Origin of the sequence: Cribrihabitans pelagius (genome assembly GCF_048820915.1) — a bacterium.
Classification (GTDB): Bacteria; Pseudomonadota; Alphaproteobacteria; order Rhodobacterales; family Rhodobacteraceae; genus Cribrihabitans_A; species Cribrihabitans_A pelagius.
In genome coordinates this window covers 185892-202947 of the sequence record NZ_JBMERR010000003.1, presented here as the reverse complement: position 1 = coordinate 202947, position 17056 = coordinate 185892, and the positions used below count along the sequence as shown (strand labels likewise).

Below are 17056 nucleotides of genomic sequence, written 5' to 3'. Positions count from 1 at the left end.
CCTACTCCTGCCCCTCATGGCCTTCCAGCACGTCTGCCTCGGCCGCGGCCTGTTCAGCGGCGCTCTGCACCAGCGGCACCGCGGGCGGCGTCTCCAGCCCCAAGACCAGCGCGCGGCCATAGCCCCAGACCTGAAGCACAAGCCGCAGCCCCAGCACCGCAAAGGCCACCGGCACCAGAAGCTTGGCGGGCCAGATCGGCAGGCCGATGTCGATCGAGCTGTCGCGGCTCCACAGCGGCGCGGCAAAGTCGAAGGAGCGTGCGAAATGCGCCCAGCTGCCGTAGACCAGCGCCGCCACCAGCACCAGGATCAGCAGCACCGAGACCATCTCGAACAGCCACAGCGCCCGGCCCCTGAGGGCGCCGATGAAGATGTCCATGCGGATATGGCCGCCGTCGCGCTGCACATAGGCGATGCCCATGAAAGCGATCAGCGGCATGATCTGCTCGATCCAGTCGACATAACCCGGCAGCGGCGCGTTCATCGCGTTGCGCCCGCCGACCGAGACCACCGCGAGGATCATCAGCGAAAACACCGCCAGCCCGCTGAGGAGCGCCAGCAGTCTCTCCAGTTTCAATAGCTTCCGGTCCAGCCTGCTGATCAGGCTGCCGTCCTCCAGGACCGCCGCGCTGCCTGCCATGGCCTGCGCCCCCTTGTTGTGTGATAGAAAAAGAACGGAGGGTCGGCGCCAGGCGGCGCGGCCCTCCGGGTTTCAAACGCGATCAGTTGCTCGCGCGGGTCTGTTCCAGCGTGTCCTGCACCAGGTCATAGAGCTCCTGTGCCGGCAAATCTTGCGCGCTCATGTCCGAAATCCACTGCTCGCGGATCGGGTCAGCGGCCACCTTTCGGAACTCGGCCAGCTGGTCCTCCGGGATGGTCACTTTCTGGACGCCCTTCTCCGCCAGCACGCTGTCCCACTTCTCCAGAAGCGCGCCGTAGTTCGCCAAGTAATGGTCAATCGCTTCTTCGACCGAGCTGTCCAGCGCCGCGCGCTCCTCGTCGCTCAGCATCTCATAAGCATCGGTGTTGACCACCACCGGGCAGTTCACGGTGCCGGGGTTCAGGTTCTCGGTCCACCACTCGGCCTTGTTGATAGTGCCAAAGCTCAGATGCGCGTGCGGTGCAAAGGCCACGGTATCGACCACGCCCGATTCCATCGCGTTGTAGGCCTCAGTTGCGGTCACCGAGGTCGGCACCGCACCCACGGCAGAGAATGCCTGGCCGATGCCGCCTGTCGCGCGCACCCGCATGTCCTTAAACTCGCCCAGCTCGTCGCGCGGCTCGCCGGTGCCGACGATGTTGTACTGCGGCATGGGCGAGGTCATCAGCAGCTTGGCATTCCAGCGCGCCAGATCCTCCTGGACTGCCGGGTGGGCATAGACCGCATGGCTCACCGCGACCTCTTCCTCCAGTGTCTGCACACCCAGGAACGGCAGCTCCAGCACGGTGATGGAGGGGTTCTTGTCGCGGTGATAGCCGGCGCAGAACTGCGCCATCTCAAACGCGCCGATGGATATGCCGTCGAGGTTTTCCTTGTTCTTGGAAAGGCCGCCATAGCTGATGTTCAGGGTGAATTCGCCGCCGGTCTTCTCGCTCACCAGCTCGGCCAGCTTCTCCACATGCTCGGTGAATGCACGGCGTTTGCCCCATAGGGACACGTTCCACTCGGTGGCCGCCGCTTCGCCTGCAATGGCGCCGCCAATGGTTGCCGCGACGGCGGCAGTCAGAAATATCTTCATGATGTAACTCTCCCTTATTGCGTCCTTTTTCCCGGCAGACAGCCCCGGGCTGCAGACGCTTGACGTCAAGCTAGCGGCAAGCCGCCGCCCTGCCAACCCCTGCCAGCCCCGCGGGTGCCGCTTGGGAAGCGGCGACTCGCGGCCCGCCGCGTTCCAGTCCCCACGCGGCCTGCCGGCACAATATGCCGCAGCCTGCCGGGCGGCAATTGGCGCGCCCCTCCTCGTGCACGGCGGCCCGCGCCGCCTTTGCCGCATACGGGGCAGGACCGCGCATTTACACCCAAGTGCTTGAAACGCAGCGCCGCGACCCGGCCGCAGCAGCCAAAATTTACAAAACGCGGTAAACACCGGAAATTCATTCACAAGCAAATCGTTAAATTACTGCTGCTTATTCACAAATTTTCAGTCTGCGGTATTATGACTGTGGAGGAAGGAAACGGTTTGACAGGCACGTCTTATGGTTGTCGTGTCATGCCTGGAAGATTTTAGGGAGGAAGCCAGTATGAACGCGCTGCACGCAGACGCCGTCTATCCGCCGTCTGAGGAGACCGTTGCCCGCGCGCATGTCAATGCCGCACGTTACGACGAGATGTATGCCGCCTCGATCCAGGATCCGGAAGGGTTCTGGCGCGAACAGGGCCACCGGCTGGACTGGATCAAGCCCTTCACCCAAGTGAAGGATGTGGACTTCAGCCTCGGCAATGTTTCGATCAACTGGTTTGCCGACGGCACGCTGAACGTGGCCGCCAACTGCATCGACCGCCACCTGGAAACCCGCGGCGATCAGACCGCGATCATCTGGGAGCCGGATGACCCGCAGGACGCTGCGCAGCATATCACCTACAAGACGCTGCACGAGAACACCTGCCGCATGGCCAATGTGCTGAAAGGCCTGGGCGTTTCCAAGGGCGACCGGGTGGTGATCTACCTGCCGATGATCCCCGAGGCCGCCTATGCTATGCTGGCCTGCGCCCGGATCGGCGCCATCCACTCCATCGTCTTCGCCGGCTTCAGCCCGGACGCGCTCGCCGCGCGCATCAACGGCTGCGGCGCCAAGGTGCTGATCACCGCCGATGAAGCCCCCCGCGGCGGCCGCAAGACGCCGCTGAAAGGCAACGCCGATGCGGCCCTTGCCAACTGCGAGGGCGAGGTTGCCTGCCTGGTGGTGAAACGCACCGGCGGAGAGACCGCCTGGACCGAAGGGCGCGACCACGACTACACCGCGCTGGCCGCAGATGCCGATGCCGCCTGCCCGGCCGAGGAGATGAACGCCGAAGACCCGCTGTTTATCCTCTACACCTCCGGCTCCACCGGCCAGCCCAAGGGCGTGGTGCATACCTCCGGCGGCTACCTCGCCTATGCGGCGATGACGCATGAGATCACCTTCGATTACCACGACGGCGACATCTACTGGTGCACCGCAGATGTGGGCTGGGTCACCGGCCACAGCTATATCGTCTATGGCCCGCTCGCCAATGGCGCCACCACGCTGATGTTCGAGGGCGTGCCGACCTACCCCGACGCCAGCCGCTTCTGGCAGGTCTGCGAGAAACACAAGGTCAACCAGTTCTACACCGCCCCCACCGCGATCCGCGCGCTGATGGGACTGGGCGACAGCTTTGTCGAGGGCTGCGACCTCTCCAGCCTGAAACTGCTGGGCACGGTGGGCGAGCCGATCAATCCGGAAGCCTGGGAGTGGTATCACAACGTGATCGGCAAGGGCACGGTCCCGATCGTGGACACCTGGTGGCAGACCGAGACCGGCGGCCACCTGCTGACCCCGCTGCCGGGCGCCCATGCGCTGAAACCCGGCGCCGCGATGAAACCCTTTTTCGGCATCCAGCCGGTGGTGCTGGACCCGCAGTCGGGCGCCGAGATCGAGGGCAATGGCGTCGAGGGCGTCTTGTGCATCAAGGACAGCTGGCCGGGCCAGATGCGCAGTGTCTGGGGCGATCACGACCGCTTCGAGAAGACCTACTTCGCCGACTACAAGGGCTATTACTTCACCGGCGACGGCTGCCGCCGCGACGAGGACGGCGATTACTGGATCACTGGCCGCGTCGATGACGTGATCAACGTCTCCGGCCACCGCATGGGCACCGCCGAAGTCGAAAGCGCGCTGGTTGCGCATGACGCCGTGGCCGAGGCCGCGGTGGTCGGCTACCCGCATGAGATCAAGGGCCAGGGCATCTATTGCTACGTGACCCTGATGCACGGCCGCGAACCCTCGGACGATCTGCTGAAGGAGTTGCGGACCTGGGTGCGCAGCGAGATCGGCCCGATCGCCAGCCCGGACGTGATCCAATGGGCGCCGGGCCTCCCCAAGACCCGCTCCGGCAAGATCATGCGCCGTATCCTGCGCAAAATCGCGGAGAACGACTTCGGCGCCCTCGGCGACACCTCGACCCTGGCCGATCCGTCCGTGGTCGACGATCTGATCGCAAACCGCGCGAACAAGGGGTAAGGCAGATGATGGACGCAATTGTTGAAACCACCCCCGCCGTGCTGATCCTGCTGGGTCCGCCCGGTGCGGGCAAGGGCACGCAGGCACGGATGCTGGAAGAGCGCTTTGGCCTGGTCCAGCTCTCCACCGGCGATCTGCTGCGCGAGGCGGTGGCCGCGGGCACGCCTGCGGGCAGACAGGCCAAAGCGGTGATGGAAGCGGGCGAGCTGGTCAGCGACGGCATCGTCATCGCCATCCTGCGCGACCGGCTTGCTGCGCCCGACTGCTCCCGCGGCGTGATCCTCGACGGCTTCCCGCGCACCACCGTGCAGGCGGCCGCGCTGGACAAGCTCCTGGCCGAAAGCGGCCAGCGCATCAACGCCGCGATCAGCCTGGAGGTGGACGACGCCGCGATGGTGTCCCGGATCTCCGGCCGCTACACCTGCGGCGGCTGCGGCGAGGGCTACCACGACAGCTTCAAGCAGCCGAAGGCAGCTGGCACATGCGACAAGTGCAGCGGCACCAGGATGACCCGCCGCGCCGATGACAACGCCGAAACCGTGGCCAGCCGGCTGGAGGCCTACCACGCCCAGACCGCGCCGCTGATCAGCTACTACGCGGGCCGCGGCGTCTTGCAGAAAACCAATGCCATGGGCGGCATCGCCGATATCGCCCGGGACATGGCGGCCATCGTCAAACAGGCTGCCGTCTAACCACAAGAACGGGGCCTGCCGCTGAGCAGGCAGGACCCCGTCCCCCACACAAGTGAATTCCCGAAGGCGCCGCCCTGCCCTGCGCAGGCGCGGACCAGAGGAGCACTGCCTGCGCGTTCTGATACGGCGCCGGGCAAACGGAGAGAGTCTGCCCGAGGGCCGCCCCGGTCCCGGCAGCACAGGAGGAAGAAGGAGGAGCCGCCATGGCGGAACAAACCACAAATACGGCACAGGCCGCCGAAGCCGGAAAGGGCTACTGGCAGGCCAATGTGCGCATCATTCTGGTCAGTCTGGTGATCTGGGCCCTGGTCTCGTTCGGGTTCGGCATCCTGCTGCGCCCGCTGCTGTCCGGCATCAAGGTCGGCGGCAGCGACCTGGGCTTCTGGTTTGCCCAGCAGGGATCGATCCTGGTGTTCCTGGGGCTGATCTTTTTCTACGCGTTCCGGATGAACAAGCTGGACCGCGAATACGGCGTGGAGGAAGAATAAGATGGACCAGTTTACCATCAACCTGCTGTTTGTGGGCGCATCTTTTGCGATCTACATCGGCATCGCGATCTGGGCCCGGGCGGGCTCCACATCTGAATTCTATGCCGCGGGCCGGGGCGTCCACCCCGTCACCAACGGCATGGCCACCGCGGCCGACTGGATGTCGGCGGCCTCCTTCATCTCGATGGCGGGGCTCATCGCCTTCACCGGCTATGACAACTCCTCCTTCCTGATGGGCTGGACCGGCGGCTACGTGCTGCTTGCCCTCCTGCTCGCGCCTTACCTGCGCAAGTTCGGCAAGTTCACCGTGTCCGAGTTCATCGGCGACCGCTTCTACTCCCCGACCGCGCGCATCGTGGCGGTGATCTGCCTGATCGTGGCCTCAACCACCTATGTGATCGGCCAGATGACCGGCGTCGGCGTTGCCTTCGGCCGCTTCCTGGAGGTTTCCAACACTGCGGGTCTCCTGATCGGCGCCTGTGTGGTCTTTGCCTATGCGGTCTTCGGCGGCATGAAGGGCGTGACCTACACCCAGGTGGCGCAGTACTGCGTGCTGATCATGGCCTACACAATCCCGGCCATCTTCATCTCGCTGCAGCTGACCGGCAACCCGATCCCGGCGCTGGGCCTGTTCGGCGAGCACACCGCGTCCGGCGAGCCTCTGCTGTCTAAACTCGACGCCATCGTATCCGAACTCGGGTTTGCTGAGTATACAGCCCATCACGCCGACACGCTCAACATGGTGCTCTTCACCCTGTCCCTGATGATCGGCACCGCGGGTTTGCCGCATGTTATCATGCGCTTCTTCACCGTTCCTAAAGTGTCGGATGCACGCTGGTCCGCAGGCTGGGCGCTGGTCTTCATCGCGCTTCTGTACCTCACCGCCCCGGCGGTCGGCGCCATGGCCCGCCTCAACATCACCGACATGATGTGGCCCAACGGCACCAATGGCGAGGCGGTCTCGGTCGAAATGATCGAAAATGACGCCCGCTATGACTGGATGGCCACCTGGCAGAAAACCGGCCTTCTGGGCTGGGAGGACAAGAACGGCGACGGCCGCATCCAGTATTACAACGACCAATCGGCGGACATGCAGGCGAAAGCTGCTGAAAACGGCTGGGCTGGCAACGAGCTGACCAACTTCAACCGCGACATCCTGGTTCTGGCCAATCCTGAGATTGCCAACCTGCCGGGCTGGGTAATCGGTCTGGTGGCGGCGGGCGGCCTGGCGGCGGCGCTGTCGACCGCGGCGGGTCTGCTGCTCGCGATCTCCTCGGCGGTCAGCCACGACCTGATCAAGGGGTCCATCAACCCCGCGATCTCGGAAAAGGGCGAGCTGCTGTCGGCCCGTATCGCCATGGCAGTGGCCATTGCGGTGGCCACCTATCTTGGCCTCAACCCCCCGGGCTTTGCCGCGCAGACCGTGGCGCTGGCCTTTGGCCTGGCTGCGGCCTCGATCTTCCCGGCGCTGATGATGGGCATCTTCACCAAGGTGAACAACAAGGGCGCCGTGGCCGGCATGCTGGCAGGCCTGATCGTGACCCTGGTCTACATCTTCCTGCACAAGGGCTGGCTGTTCATCCCGGACACCAACTCCTTCACCGATGCCGACCCGCTTCTGGGCACCATCAAGTCGACCTCCTTCGGAGCCGTCGGCGCCATGGTGAACTTCGCGGTGGCCTTCGCGGTGTCGAAATCGACCGAGGCGATCCCGGCCGAGATCGAAGAGCTGGTCGAAAGCGTCCGCATCCCGCGCGGTGCAGGTACTGCACAGGACCACTGAACCTCCCCTGGGCGGGCTGTCTGACGGCCCGCCTCTTTCCTCGGGGTCCCGTCCGGTTCACACTTGGCGGGACCTTTTTTTCCTTTCCGCAGAGGTGCCTCCATGCCGCTTTCCCACAGCGATCTCAACCGCTTCCTCGCCTCTGTTCACCCCTACGACAGCCTCTCTCCCGCCCGGCTTCAGGCCCTCGCTCCCGCCTTCCGCCAGATTGAGGTCGAACCCGGCGCCAGCATCTACCAGTTCGGAGAGCGGCTTGACGGGCTCTACCTGGTCCACGCGGGCGAGGTAGAGGTCACGGATGAAAACGGCATACCAGTCTCACTGCTGGGCCCCCGCAACTCCTTTGGCGAGCGCGGCCTGGCCCGCGATGGCCGCGCCGCCACCTCGGCCCGCGCCACCTGCGCCAGCCAACTGCTGATGCTGCCCCGCGCGGATTTCGACGCGCTCAAGGCCGCGGAACCCATGGTCGCCCGGTTCTTCAACCGCAGCCGCCCGGCGCCAGCCGCCGCTCCCCGCGGCCCCGGCGCGATGGCCGCCACCCGCGCGGCCGACATGATGGCCAGCCCTGCGGTCACTTGCCCGCCGGAAATGACCTGCCAAGAGGCCGCACGGTTGATGCAGGACCGCGGCATCTCCTGCCTCTGCGTGACTGAAGGCGGCGCGCTGAGCGGCATCCTCACCACCCGCGACCTCACCGGCAAGCTGCTCGCCCAAGGCCGCCCCCATGCGACCGCCGTCGCCCAGGTGATGACGCGCGCGCCGCAAGTATTGCCGCCCGCGGCGCTAGGGGCCGATATCCTGCGGCTGATGAGCGAGCACGGCTTCGGCCATGTGCCCATCGTGGAAGCCGGGCGCCTCATCGGCATCGTCACCCAGACCGACCTCACCCGCTTTCAGGCGGTGAGCCAGGCCCGGCTGCTTGCCGCAGTCGCCCGCGCGTCCTCGGCCAAAGACATTGCCCGCGCCACCGCCGAGATCCCTCGCCTTCTGGTGCAACTGGTGGCGGGCGGCACGCGGCATGAGATCACCACCCGTCTGATCACCGACATTGCCGACTGTGCCACCCGCCGCCTGCTGGCGCTGGCCGAACAAGAATTCGGTCCGCCGCCAGTGCCCTATCTCTGGCTTGCCTGCGGCAGCCAGGGCCGGCAGGAGCAAACCGGCGTGAGCGATCAGGACAATTGCCTGATCCTCTCGGATGCCTGCGCGCCTGAACACGCCGAATATTTCGAGGCGCTCGCCGGCTTTGTCTGCGGCGGGCTGAACACCTGCGGATATGTCTATTGCCCGGGCGGGATGATGGCGGTGAACCCGCGCTGGCGCCAGCCGCTCGCCACCTGGCGCGGTTATTTCAAGGGCTGGATCGAAAGTCCCGGGCCGGAAGCACAAATGCTGGCTTCGGTGATGTTCGACCTGCGCCCGATCGGCGGCGAGACGTCCCTGTTTACCGGCCTGCAAGCCGAGGTGCTGGAGGCCGCCAGCGCCAATTCCATCTTCACCGCCCATATGACCGCCAATTCGCTCAAGCACACGCCGCCGCTGGGCCTGTTCCGCGGCTTTGCCACCATCCGCTCGGGCGAGCACCGCAACACGCTGGATCTGAAGCACAACGGCGTGGTGCCGGTGGCGGACTTGGCCCGGCTCTATGCGCTGCAGGGCCGTTTGAGGGAAGTTGGCACCCGCGCCCGTCTCACCGCCGCCGCCGCCGCGGGGGTGCTGAGCGCATCCGGGGCCCGCGACCTCACCGACGCCTACGACCTGATCGCCCAAACCCGGCTGGAACACCAGGCCGCCCGGATCCGCAGCGGCACGGCGCCGGACAACTACCTGGCTCCCGCCGATCTGTCGGATTTCGAGCGCAGCCACCTGCGCAACGCCTTCGTGGTCGTAAAGACGATGCAATCGGCGGCCGGGCACGGTAAGTCTGTCCTCAGCTGACAGCTCCGCGCGCGGCAGGCCGCGGGTGCCTCCGGCGGGAGTATTTGGGGCAAGATGACAAAGGCGGGATGGCGCGCGGCGCCACCGGCCAGGATGGGGAGAGCAAATGTTTCTGGAACTGATCGCGGTGATTTTTGCAGGCGTGGCAGCGGCCGGGCTGGTGATGCTGGCGGGCCGCACACTGGGCGGACGGCTGCCGCGATGGCTGGCGCCGGTGGCGGCGGCGGTGGCGATGATCGGTGTCACAATCGCGCTGGAGTACGGCTGGTACGGGCGCACCAAGGCTTCCCTGCCCGAGGGCCTGACGGTTGCAGAAACCGTGCAGCACCAGAGTTTCTACCGGCCCTGGACCTATGCGCTGCCCTACGTGGACCGCTTTGCCGCCCTCGACACCGCGGGGCTGATGAGCCATCCCGGCCATCCGGATGTCTACCTCGCGGAGATCTTCTTCTTCGGCCGCTGGGCGCCGGTCAGCAAAGTCTCGGCGCTGCTGGATTGCGGCGGCTGGCGCCGGACGCTGGTGGAGGACGGCGCGACAATCGGCACGGACGCCCTGCCCGAGGGGCTCGATTGGGTGGCGGCGGAGCCGGGCGACGCGATCCTGACCACCGCCTGCGAAGGCCGGTCATGATGGCACGGCTGAACCTCAGGTTCCGTATCTTCCTGTTTTTCTGCCTTCTGGCCTTGGGCGGCATCGCGGTGGTCTGCGGCGCGCTCTGGCTGGGCTATGGCCGGGCCGGGCAGCCGGCGCTGTCTGATGCCTTTATCTTTGCCGGGCTGCTCAGCAGCTTTTGCATCCTCGGCCTCACAGCCGCGGTCTGGCTGCTGTTCGACGAAAACGTCGCCAAGCCGATCGAGCGGTTGGCGGCGGGGATGCGGGCCAGCGCCCATGCCGGCGTGCGCGGGGACATGGACACGCATGGCGCGCGCTACCTTGGCGACCTTGCCGCCGCCGCCGAAGGCCTGGCCGGGCAGCTGGGCGCCGCGGCGCTGCAGACGGCTGAAGCCATCGCCCGCGAGACCGAACACCTGGAAGCGGAGAAGACCCGGCTCGCGGCGCTGCTCACCGACATTCCAATTGCCACGGTTATGGCCAGCCCGGCGCATCAGATCGTGCTTTATGACGGCCAGGCAGCGGCCGTATTGGCCGAGGAAGCCCCGCCGCGGCTCAATGCACCGCTTTCCGACTACCTGGACCGCAGCGGGCTGGAGGCGGCCTATGGCCGGCTGGTGCGCAGCGGCATGGAGACCGCGGCAACCATCAAAAGCGCCAGCGGCGCACAGAGCTTCGACCTGCGGCTGAAACCCCTAGGCGGCGCGCCGGGCTACATCCTGATCTTCGAGGCCAGCCGCGCCGCACCCTCCGCGCCGGGCGAGGACCGTCCGCTGGTCTACGACTTCGCCCTGCTCGACACGCCGCCGAGCGGACTGGAGGAGCGGCCGCTCTCGTCGCTGGCCTGCGTGGTCTTCGACAGCGAGACCACCGGGCTCTTGCCGCACAAGGACGAGATCGTGCAGATCGGCGCGCTCAGGGTGGTGCGCGGGAGGATCATCGAAAGCGAGCGGTTCGAGACGCTGGTCGACCCCAAGTGCCCGATCCCGCCGTCCTCGACCCGGGTGCACGGTATCAATAATGCGATGGTCGCAGGCGCGCCGGACATTGCCGGGGCCGCCCGCGCCCTTCACCGTTTTGCCTCCGACGCGGTGATCGTTGCCCATAACGCGCCCTTCGACATGGCCTTCCTGCACCGCCACGCCAAACGCGCAGGCGTCACCTGGGAGCAGCCGGTTCTGGACACGGTGCTGCTGAGTGCGGTCCTTTTCGGTGCCTCGCAGGAGCATACGCTCGATGCGCTCTCGGCCCGGCTGGAGGTCACCATCCCGCCCGCCGGGCGCCACACCGCGATGGGCGATGCCCGCGCCACCGCCGAGGTTTTCTGCAAGATGCTGCCGATGCTGGAAGCGCGCGGGCTTACCACCCTGGGCGCAGTGATAGCCGAAACGCGCAGGCACGGCCGCCTGCTCAAGGACCTCAACTAGGTGGACAATCGCCGCCGAGCGTGGCAGGTCAGGCAAAACAAGGACCAGCCCCGCGGACCACAGGAGAGGCGAGAAATGCCCGAAACCCGCTTCATCCCCGGGCCGGACACGGCGCGGGCCTACCGCGATGCGCTTGGCTGCTTCGGCACCGGCGTGACGGTGATTACAACGATGACCGCCGGCGGCCCGCTGGCAATCACCGTGAACAGCTTCACTTCGGTCTCGCTCGACCCGCCGCTCCTCCTGTGGTGCCCGGCACGCGGCTCGCATCGCCATGACGCCTTTGCCGCGGCCCGGCATTTCGCCATCCACGTGATGGGTGAGGACCAGCTGGAGCTGGCCCGGCATTTTGCCGCCAGGGGCGCGGATTTCGACGGAGTTCCATGGCAGCCCAACAGCGCCGGCACCCCTGCGCTCGACGGGGTGCTGGCGCGGTTCGACTGCCGCCACCATGCCTGCCACCCGGGCGGCGACCACACCATCATTGTTGGCGAAGTGGAAGAGGTCCGCACCCGCCCGGGCAAGGGGCTGATCTTCAAGCGCGGCCAGTACGGCGGCTTTCTGGAACAGCCTTGAGCGCCGCGCCCGGCTCGGGCTTGGTCCCGGGCGCGCGCAGGCGGCGCGGCAGCACCGCATTCACCGACAGATCCATGCCCGGCTGCAGCCGCAAGACCTGCTGCGGGCAAACCCCGGCGCAGATGCCGCATTGGAAGCAGAGGGATTCGTCAAAGTTCAGCGCGCCGCTGTCTTCCTCGATCCAGAGCGCCTCGGCCGGGCACATCCAGCTGCAGCGCGCGCAAAGATCGCATCCGGGGCCGGTAAGGGAGACCGCGCCATAAGGCGCCGGGTCCGCCAGGGGCACATGCGTCTTGCTGACCGGCAGCAGCGCCGCCGCGCTTGCCCGCGCGGTGTCGCGGCGGCTGCCCGCCACCAGCAGCTCGGGCGCGGCGCTCACCCGGGGGCTGATATCCAGCGTCAGCAGCGCCGACAGCTCTGCCTTGTCCGAAAACAGCGCAATCCGCCCCATCCCGCCAAGATCTTCCGCCAGTTCGGTTTCACGCCGCTGCTGAAGTGCTTGCGAAGCCTCCGCAGCCCGCTGCAGCAGGATCATGTCAAAGCCGCAAGCCAGCGCGTGCAGCAGATCAGGGTGCCCGACCCCGGCGAGGCGGCAGGCCGCCACATTCGCGGTATCGCAGTGCTGCGGACGCAGCACCTGCGCGGCGAGGGCAGCCCCGGCGGCGTCATCATGCAAGATCAGCACCTGCGCCCGGCCGCTAGCCTGCTTGCGCACCCCGGCAGCAGCGCACAGCGGCAGCAAGGGCAAGCTGGTAATTGCATTGGGGGCCTCCTGCAGCTGGCAGGCCTCCCCGGCGGTGCAGCCCGCCGCCCGCGCGCCTTCACGCTGATGGCAAAAGCAGAGCCGCAACGGCGGATCGCCCAGGCACGGCCGGTGGCCGGAGATATGAATCCCATGCTCGCCCATGCATGAAAGGTAGCACCTCAAGGGCGCGCCCTGCGGGCAATTTTCCATAAAACCGGCAGGGCCAGCCTGCGCTTGCAGGCTCCGGGTGGCAAAACGGCCGCCGCCGGATCGCCCCGGCGGCGGCCCTGCGGCCTGCAAACGAAGGTTCGGGTCAGTTCAGCGCAGCGTCGGTCACCTTGTGGGTCCAGGCACCCTCGGGCTCCTTGGTGATCACCGGCGCCGAGCCGCCGCTCATCAGCGTTTCCACCGTGCGCTGGTAGTCAGCCGGATCCAGCGCGCCGTTGCTGCCCGCGGTCAGCTTGGCGATCTCGCTCATCATCCGCTTCTGGTGCTCCTCGGTCTGCGCACCCGACGCGTCATTGTCGAGCACGATTTCCGCCGCTTCCTCCGGGTTTTCCTCGGCGTATTTCCAGCCCTTCATCGAGGCGCGCACGAAACGCTCCATTTTGTCCGCGAATGCGGGGTCCTCGAGGTTCTCCTCCAGCACATAGAGCCCGTCTTCCAGCGTCGCGACGCCCTGATCCTCGTATTTGAAGGTGATCAGCTCGTCCGGGGAGACTCCCGCGTCGATGACCTGCCAGTATTCATTGTAGGTCATGGTGGAGATGCAATCAGCCTGGCGCTGCAAGAGCGGATCGACGTTGAAGCCCTGCTTCAGCACTTCCACGCCGTTCTCGCCCTTGCCGCCGGTGTCGATGCCCAGCTGGCTCATCCAGCTCATGAAGGGGAACTCATTGCCGAAGAACCAGACGCCCAGGGTGCGGTTGGCCAGATCCTCGGGTTTGGAGATGCCGGTGTCCTTCCAGCAGGTCAGCATCATGCCCGAGCTCTTGAAGGGCTGGGCGATGTTCACCAGTTCCAGCCCCTTCTCGCGCGCTGCCAGCGCCGCCGGCATCCACTCCACGGTCACATCGGCGCCGCCGCCCGCGATCACCTGGGTCGGCGCGATGTCGGGGCCGCCGGGCAGGATGCTGACGTCCAGTCCCTCTTCCTCGTAAAAGCCCTTGTCCTGAGCCACGTAGTATCCTGCAAACTGCGCTTGGGTCACCCATTTGAGCTGCAGCGTGACCTCATCCGCCGCCTGCGCCGCGGAGCTTGCGCCAAGCGCCAGCGCGGCGGCTGCCAGAAACTGTTTCATGTCCTTGTTCTCCCTGTGTGTTATACGATGGAGCTTGCCCGGCTTCGTGGCCCCGTTCAAATTTTTTGTGCCGGAAATTCAGGTAACAGGCGGCCCGGCGCGGGGCCGCCCGCCGGTCTCAGCCGCGCTGCGAGGGGTGCCAGAAGGTCAGCGCCTTCTCCGCCAGCACGATCAGCCCGTAAAAGGCCGACCCCGCCAGCGCCGCCACCACGATCTCGGCCCAAACCATGTCCAGTGCCAGCTGGCCGACGCTGGTGGAGATCCGGAATCCCATGCCAACAGTGGGCGAGCCGAAGAACTCCGCTACGATCGCCCCCACCAAGGCCAGCGTCGCCGAGATCTTCAGGCCGTTGAAGATGAACGGCAGCGCGGCCGGCAGGCGCAGCTTGAAGAACCCCTGCCAGTAGCTCGCGGCATAGGTCCGCATCAGGTCGCGCTGCATGGCGGAAGTCTCGCTCAGCCCCGCCACCGTGTTCACCAGCATCGGGAAGAATACCATCACCACCACCACGGCCGCCTTGGACTGCCAGTCGAAGCCGAACCACATCACCAGGATCGGCGCGGTGCCGACAATCGGCAGCGCGGCGACGAAATTGCCCACCGGCAGCAGCCCGCGGCGCAGAAACTCGCTGCGGTCGACCAGCACCGCGGTCAGCAAGGCGGCACCGCAGCCAATCACGTAACCGCCCAGCGCGCCCTTGAGGATAGTCTGCACAAAGTCCTGCCACAGCACCGGCAGGCTCCCGGCAAAACGCGCGGCAATCTCCGACGGCGCCGGCAGGATCACCAGCGGCACTTCCAGACCCCGCACCAAAAGCTCCCAGACCACAAGCAGGGTGGCGCCAAAGATCAAGGGCACCGCCAGCCGCACCAACCGGGTGTCCGAAGCCGCCCCGTTGGCCAGCCGGCTGTTCAGCCACCAGCCGCCGCACCAGGCGCAGACCGCCAGAATGACCTCGATCATGCCGCGCCCTCCTGTCCCTTTCTGACCCAAATACCCCGGGTGAGCCGCAAAGCGGCGAGGGCAGCGCCCTCCTGCAGAACCTCAATCATGCCTGCACCCCCATGCGTTTCAGAACCAGCCGCTCGGTGAGCCCAAGGAGCCCCACCAAAAGCCCCGCCAGAATGGCCGCGGCAAACAGCGCCGACCAGATCTGCACGGTCTGCCCGTAATAACTCCCCGCCAGCAGCCGCGCGCCAAGCCCGGCAACCGCCCCGGTCGGCAGCTCTCCAACAATGGCCCCCACCAGCGAGGCTGCGATGCCGATCTTCAGCGACGCAAAGAGGTAAGGCATCGAGGACGGCAGCCGCAGCTTCCAGAACCCCTGGTTCGTATTTGCATTGTAGGTCTTCAACAGATCCAGCTGCATCGCATCCGGCGCCCTCAGCCCCTTCACCATTCCGACAACAACCGGGAAGAAACTCAGATAGGCCGAGATCACCGCCTTCGGAACGATCCCCTGCACCCCGATGGAATACAGCACCACGATGATCATCGGCGCCAGCGCAATGATCGGGATGGTCTGGCTGACGATGGCCCAGGGCATAACCGACATGTCCATCACCCGGGAATGCACGATCCCGACGGCTAGCAGGATGCCGAGCCCGGTGCCGATGGCAAAGCCCAGAAGCGTCGCCGACAACGTCACCTGCGCGTGATAGATCAGGCTGCGCTTGGAGGTGACCTTCTTCTCCACCGTGGTCTGCCACAGTTCCGCCGCCACCTGATGCGGCGCGGGCAAACGCGGGCGGTCCTGCACCCAGGTGTCCCCGATGGCAAAGCTGTTCCGCGCTATCAGGACGAGTTCGCTCATATCCCGCCGGTCCTTGGCGGCGGGCGGCACCACCTCCACCCCGGCGCGTTCGGCGGCGTCGAGCACGCCCTTGATGTTCATCGGCACACAGGCCGCATACCACAGCGCAAGGATGGCGGCAGTGACGGTCAGCACAGCAAGAAAGCTCTTCATCGGCGCCACTCCATCCGCATCTCAGGTATCGCCGAACCCGCCGCATTTCCGCGCCCCGGCGCGGCGCTTTGCGTCTCGCCTGCCGGCACCTGCACCGGCCGGAATCCTTCGCGGCGGTAAAACCGCTGCGCGCCCGTGTTCGGGACATGCGTATTCAGGGACAGGAAGCTGCGGCCTTCCTTCGCGCGGTCCAGAAGGAGCTTGCCAATTCCCCGTCCAGGCTCCGCACAATAAAACCCCCAGATGTGACCGTTTGCGGGATCCAGCGACAAATAGCCCTGAACCGGATCGCCGGCGGCCCACATCTCCCGGACTTCCAGCCCCTTGACAAACAGTGCCTCAAAATCCCCGGCTGGCAGGTCCCGCGGCATCCAGTCCGTGCGGTCGATCCAGCGGTTGATTATTGCGGACATTCCGGGCGCGTCCTCCAGGGCTGCCCTGCGCACTTCAATCATTGCCATGCCCCGCGCGCAGCCCCTCGCGCACCCTATGCGCAATCTCGATGAACTCCTTGCTGTCGCGGATATCCAGCGGCCGCTCCTTCGGCAGCGGGCTTTCGATGACATCGGTAATCCGCCCCGGCCGCGGGCTCATCACCACGATCCTGGTCGAGAGATACACTGCCTCGGGGATGGAATGGGTGACAAAGCCGATGGTCTTGTTCGTCCGAGCCCAGAGCTTCAGGAGCTGCTCGTTCAGGTGGTCGCGCACGATTTCGTCCAGTGCCCCGAAAGGCTCGTCCATCAGCAGGATGTCGGCATCAAACGCCAGCGCCCGCGCAATGCTTGCCCGCTGCTGCATGCCGCCTGACAGCTGCCAGGGAAACTTGCCGCCAAAGCCCGACAGCTCCACCAGTTCAAGCACCTCGGCCACGCGCTTCTCCTGCTCGGCGCGGGAATAGCCCATGATCTCCAGGGGCAGCTTGATGTTGCGCGCGATGCTGCGCCACGGGTACAGTCCCGCCGCCTGGAACACATAGCCATAGGCGCGGCTCTTGCGGGCCTCCTCCGGCGTCATGCCGTTGACGCTGAGTGACCCGCCAGTCGGCGTCTCCAGCGCCGCAATACAGCGCAGGAACGTGGTCTTGCCGCAGCCCGAAGGCCCGATGAAGGAGACAAAATCCCCCTTGCCGATCTCCAGGTTCACGTCTTTCAGCGCATGCACCGGCCCGTCGTTGGTCTGAAAGGTCAGATCCAGCCCGCGGGCTTCGATTACGGGCTCAGCGGCGGTTGCCGCTGCTGCGGCGGCGCCGGTCAGGGCAGCCTGGGGTGTCGTTTCCATATTCATATCTTTGCCTTGCTCAGACAGGAAAACGGGCCGCCGT

16 protein-coding genes are annotated in these 17056 nt (G+C 66.1%); 8 read left to right on the top strand and 8 right to left on the bottom strand.

What is annotated here, in order from left to right:
* Window position 1: 1 nt before the first annotated feature.
* A complete protein-coding gene (locus ACOHX0_RS04215) occupies window positions 2-640 on the bottom strand; it encodes a TRAP transporter small permease subunit (RefSeq protein ID WP_420675421.1) in 639 nt (212 codons plus the stop codon).
* Window positions 641-722: 82 nt separating this feature from the next.
* Window positions 723-1739, bottom strand: coding sequence for a C4-dicarboxylate TRAP transporter substrate-binding protein (locus tag ACOHX0_RS04210; RefSeq protein WP_420675420.1), 1017 nt, complete (start codon window positions 1737-1739; stop codon window positions 723-725).
* Between the two features lie 502 nt (window positions 1740-2241).
* Here ACOHX0_RS04210 and acs point away from each other — a divergent pair.
* From acs to ACOHX0_RS04170, 8 genes are all read left to right on the top strand, one after another.
* On the top strand, window positions 2242-4203 hold the full coding sequence (acs, locus tag ACOHX0_RS04205; RefSeq protein WP_420675418.1) for an acetate--CoA ligase: 1962 nt from the start codon (window positions 2242-2244) through the stop codon (window positions 4201-4203).
* Between the two features lie 8 nt (window positions 4204-4211).
* The gene (locus ACOHX0_RS04200) at window positions 4212-4895 is read left to right on the top strand and encodes an adenylate kinase (protein WP_420675510.1); all 684 of its coding nucleotides are present in this window, start codon (window positions 4212-4214) and stop codon (window positions 4893-4895) included.
* Window positions 4896-5098: 203 nt separating this feature from the next.
* Window positions 5099-5383 (top strand): DUF4212 domain-containing protein, encoded by a 285-nt coding sequence (locus tag ACOHX0_RS04195; protein WP_420675417.1) that lies wholly within the window; start codon window positions 5099-5101, stop codon window positions 5381-5383.
* A 1-nt stretch (window position 5384) separates the two neighbouring features.
* Entirely contained in the window at window positions 5385-7166 is a 1782-nt protein-coding gene (locus ACOHX0_RS04190; protein WP_420675415.1) for a sodium:solute symporter family protein, read from the top strand.
* 102 nt (window positions 7167-7268) lie between these two features.
* Window positions 7269-9104 carry a putative nucleotidyltransferase substrate binding domain-containing protein gene (locus ACOHX0_RS04185; protein WP_420675414.1) on the top strand — a complete coding sequence of 612 codons (1836 nt, stop codon included), beginning with the start codon at window positions 7269-7271 and terminating at the stop codon, window positions 9102-9104.
* A 106-nt stretch (window positions 9105-9210) separates the two neighbouring features.
* Entirely contained in the window at window positions 9211-9735 is a 525-nt protein-coding gene (locus ACOHX0_RS04180; protein WP_420675413.1) for a hypothetical protein, read from the top strand.
* A complete protein-coding gene (locus ACOHX0_RS04175; protein ID WP_420675412.1) occupies window positions 9732-11144 on the top strand; it encodes a 3'-5' exonuclease in 1413 nt (470 codons plus the stop codon). Before ACOHX0_RS04180 ends, ACOHX0_RS04175 begins: the two co-directional genes overlap by 4 nt.
* A 75-nt stretch (window positions 11145-11219) precedes the next feature.
* Entirely contained in the window at window positions 11220-11720 is a 501-nt protein-coding gene (locus ACOHX0_RS04170) for a flavin reductase family protein (protein ID WP_420675411.1), read from the top strand.
* On the opposite strand, the gene ACOHX0_RS04165 is transcribed toward ACOHX0_RS04170, so the two are convergent.
* The 6 genes from ACOHX0_RS04165 to ACOHX0_RS04140 all read right to left on the bottom strand — a co-directional run bounded on the left by ACOHX0_RS04165 (window position 11680) and on the right by ACOHX0_RS04140 (window position 17019).
* Entirely contained in the window at window positions 11680-12627 is a 948-nt protein-coding gene (locus ACOHX0_RS04165; RefSeq protein WP_420675410.1) for an ATP-binding protein, read from the bottom strand. The genes ACOHX0_RS04170 and ACOHX0_RS04165 overlap by 41 nt on opposite strands.
* Before the next feature lie 151 nt (window positions 12628-12778).
* Window positions 12779-13765, bottom strand: a complete 987-nt coding sequence (locus ACOHX0_RS04160; protein ID WP_420675409.1) for an ABC transporter substrate-binding protein — start codon at window positions 13763-13765, stop codon at window positions 12779-12781.
* A 118-nt stretch (window positions 13766-13883) separates the two neighbouring features.
* Complete coding sequence (locus ACOHX0_RS04155; protein WP_420675408.1) at window positions 13884-14729, bottom strand: ABC transporter permease; 846 nt, start codon at window positions 14727-14729, stop codon at window positions 13884-13886.
* An 85-nt stretch (window positions 14730-14814) separates the two neighbouring features.
* Entirely contained in the window at window positions 14815-15732 is a 918-nt protein-coding gene (locus ACOHX0_RS04150) for an ABC transporter permease (RefSeq protein ID WP_420675407.1), read from the bottom strand.
* A complete protein-coding gene (locus tag ACOHX0_RS04145; protein WP_420675406.1) occupies window positions 15729-16187 on the bottom strand; it encodes a GNAT family N-acetyltransferase in 459 nt (152 codons plus the stop codon). The genes ACOHX0_RS04150 and ACOHX0_RS04145 overlap by 4 nt, the downstream gene beginning before the upstream one ends.
* Window positions 16180-17019, bottom strand: a complete 840-nt coding sequence (locus tag ACOHX0_RS04140; protein ID WP_420675404.1) for an ABC transporter ATP-binding protein — start codon at window positions 17017-17019, stop codon at window positions 16180-16182. Before ACOHX0_RS04140 ends, ACOHX0_RS04145 begins: the two co-directional genes overlap by 8 nt.
* Window positions 17020-17056 lie beyond the last annotated feature (37 nt).

What these genes read in the sequence shown, in the direction of transcription:
- ACOHX0_RS04215 (WP_420675421.1), bottom strand. Translation starts at nt 640, where the DNA reads ATGGCAGGCAGCGCGGCGGTCCTGGAGGACGGCAGCCTGATCAGCAGG.
- ACOHX0_RS04145 (WP_420675406.1), bottom strand. Translation starts at nt 16,187, where the DNA reads ATGATTGAAGTGCGCAGGGCAGCCCTGGAGGACGCGCCCGGAATGTCC.
- ACOHX0_RS04185 (WP_420675414.1), top strand. Translation starts at nt 7,269, where the DNA reads ATGCCGCTTTCCCACAGCGATCTCAACCGCTTCCTCGCCTCTGTTCAC.
- ACOHX0_RS04195 (WP_420675417.1), top strand. Translation starts at nt 5,099, where the DNA reads ATGGCGGAACAAACCACAAATACGGCACAGGCCGCCGAAGCCGGAAAG.
- ACOHX0_RS04140 (WP_420675404.1), bottom strand. Translation starts at nt 17,019, where the DNA reads ATGAATATGGAAACGACACCCCAGGCTGCCCTGACCGGCGCCGCCGCA.
- ACOHX0_RS04165 (WP_420675410.1), bottom strand. Translation starts at nt 12,627, where the DNA reads ATGGGCGAGCATGGGATTCATATCTCCGGCCACCGGCCGTGCCTGGGC.
- ACOHX0_RS04155 (WP_420675408.1), bottom strand. Translation starts at nt 14,729, where the DNA reads ATGATCGAGGTCATTCTGGCGGTCTGCGCCTGGTGCGGCGGCTGGTGG.
- ACOHX0_RS04210 (WP_420675420.1), bottom strand. Translation starts at nt 1,739, where the DNA reads ATGAAGATATTTCTGACTGCCGCCGTCGCGGCAACCATTGGCGGCGCC.
- acs (WP_420675418.1), top strand. Translation starts at nt 2,242, where the DNA reads ATGAACGCGCTGCACGCAGACGCCGTCTATCCGCCGTCTGAGGAGACC.
- ACOHX0_RS04150 (WP_420675407.1), bottom strand. Translation starts at nt 15,732, where the DNA reads ATGAAGAGCTTTCTTGCTGTGCTGACCGTCACTGCCGCCATCCTTGCG.
- ACOHX0_RS04180 (WP_420675413.1), top strand. Translation starts at nt 9,211, where the DNA reads ATGTTTCTGGAACTGATCGCGGTGATTTTTGCAGGCGTGGCAGCGGCC.
- ACOHX0_RS04160 (WP_420675409.1), bottom strand. Translation starts at nt 13,765, where the DNA reads ATGAAACAGTTTCTGGCAGCCGCCGCGCTGGCGCTTGGCGCAAGCTCC.
- ACOHX0_RS04190 (WP_420675415.1), top strand. Translation starts at nt 5,385, where the DNA reads ATGGACCAGTTTACCATCAACCTGCTGTTTGTGGGCGCATCTTTTGCG.
- ACOHX0_RS04200 (WP_420675510.1), top strand. Translation starts at nt 4,212, where the DNA reads ATGGACGCAATTGTTGAAACCACCCCCGCCGTGCTGATCCTGCTGGGT.
- ACOHX0_RS04170 (WP_420675411.1), top strand. Translation starts at nt 11,220, where the DNA reads ATGCCCGAAACCCGCTTCATCCCCGGGCCGGACACGGCGCGGGCCTAC.
- ACOHX0_RS04175 (WP_420675412.1), top strand. Translation starts at nt 9,732, where the DNA reads ATGATGGCACGGCTGAACCTCAGGTTCCGTATCTTCCTGTTTTTCTGC.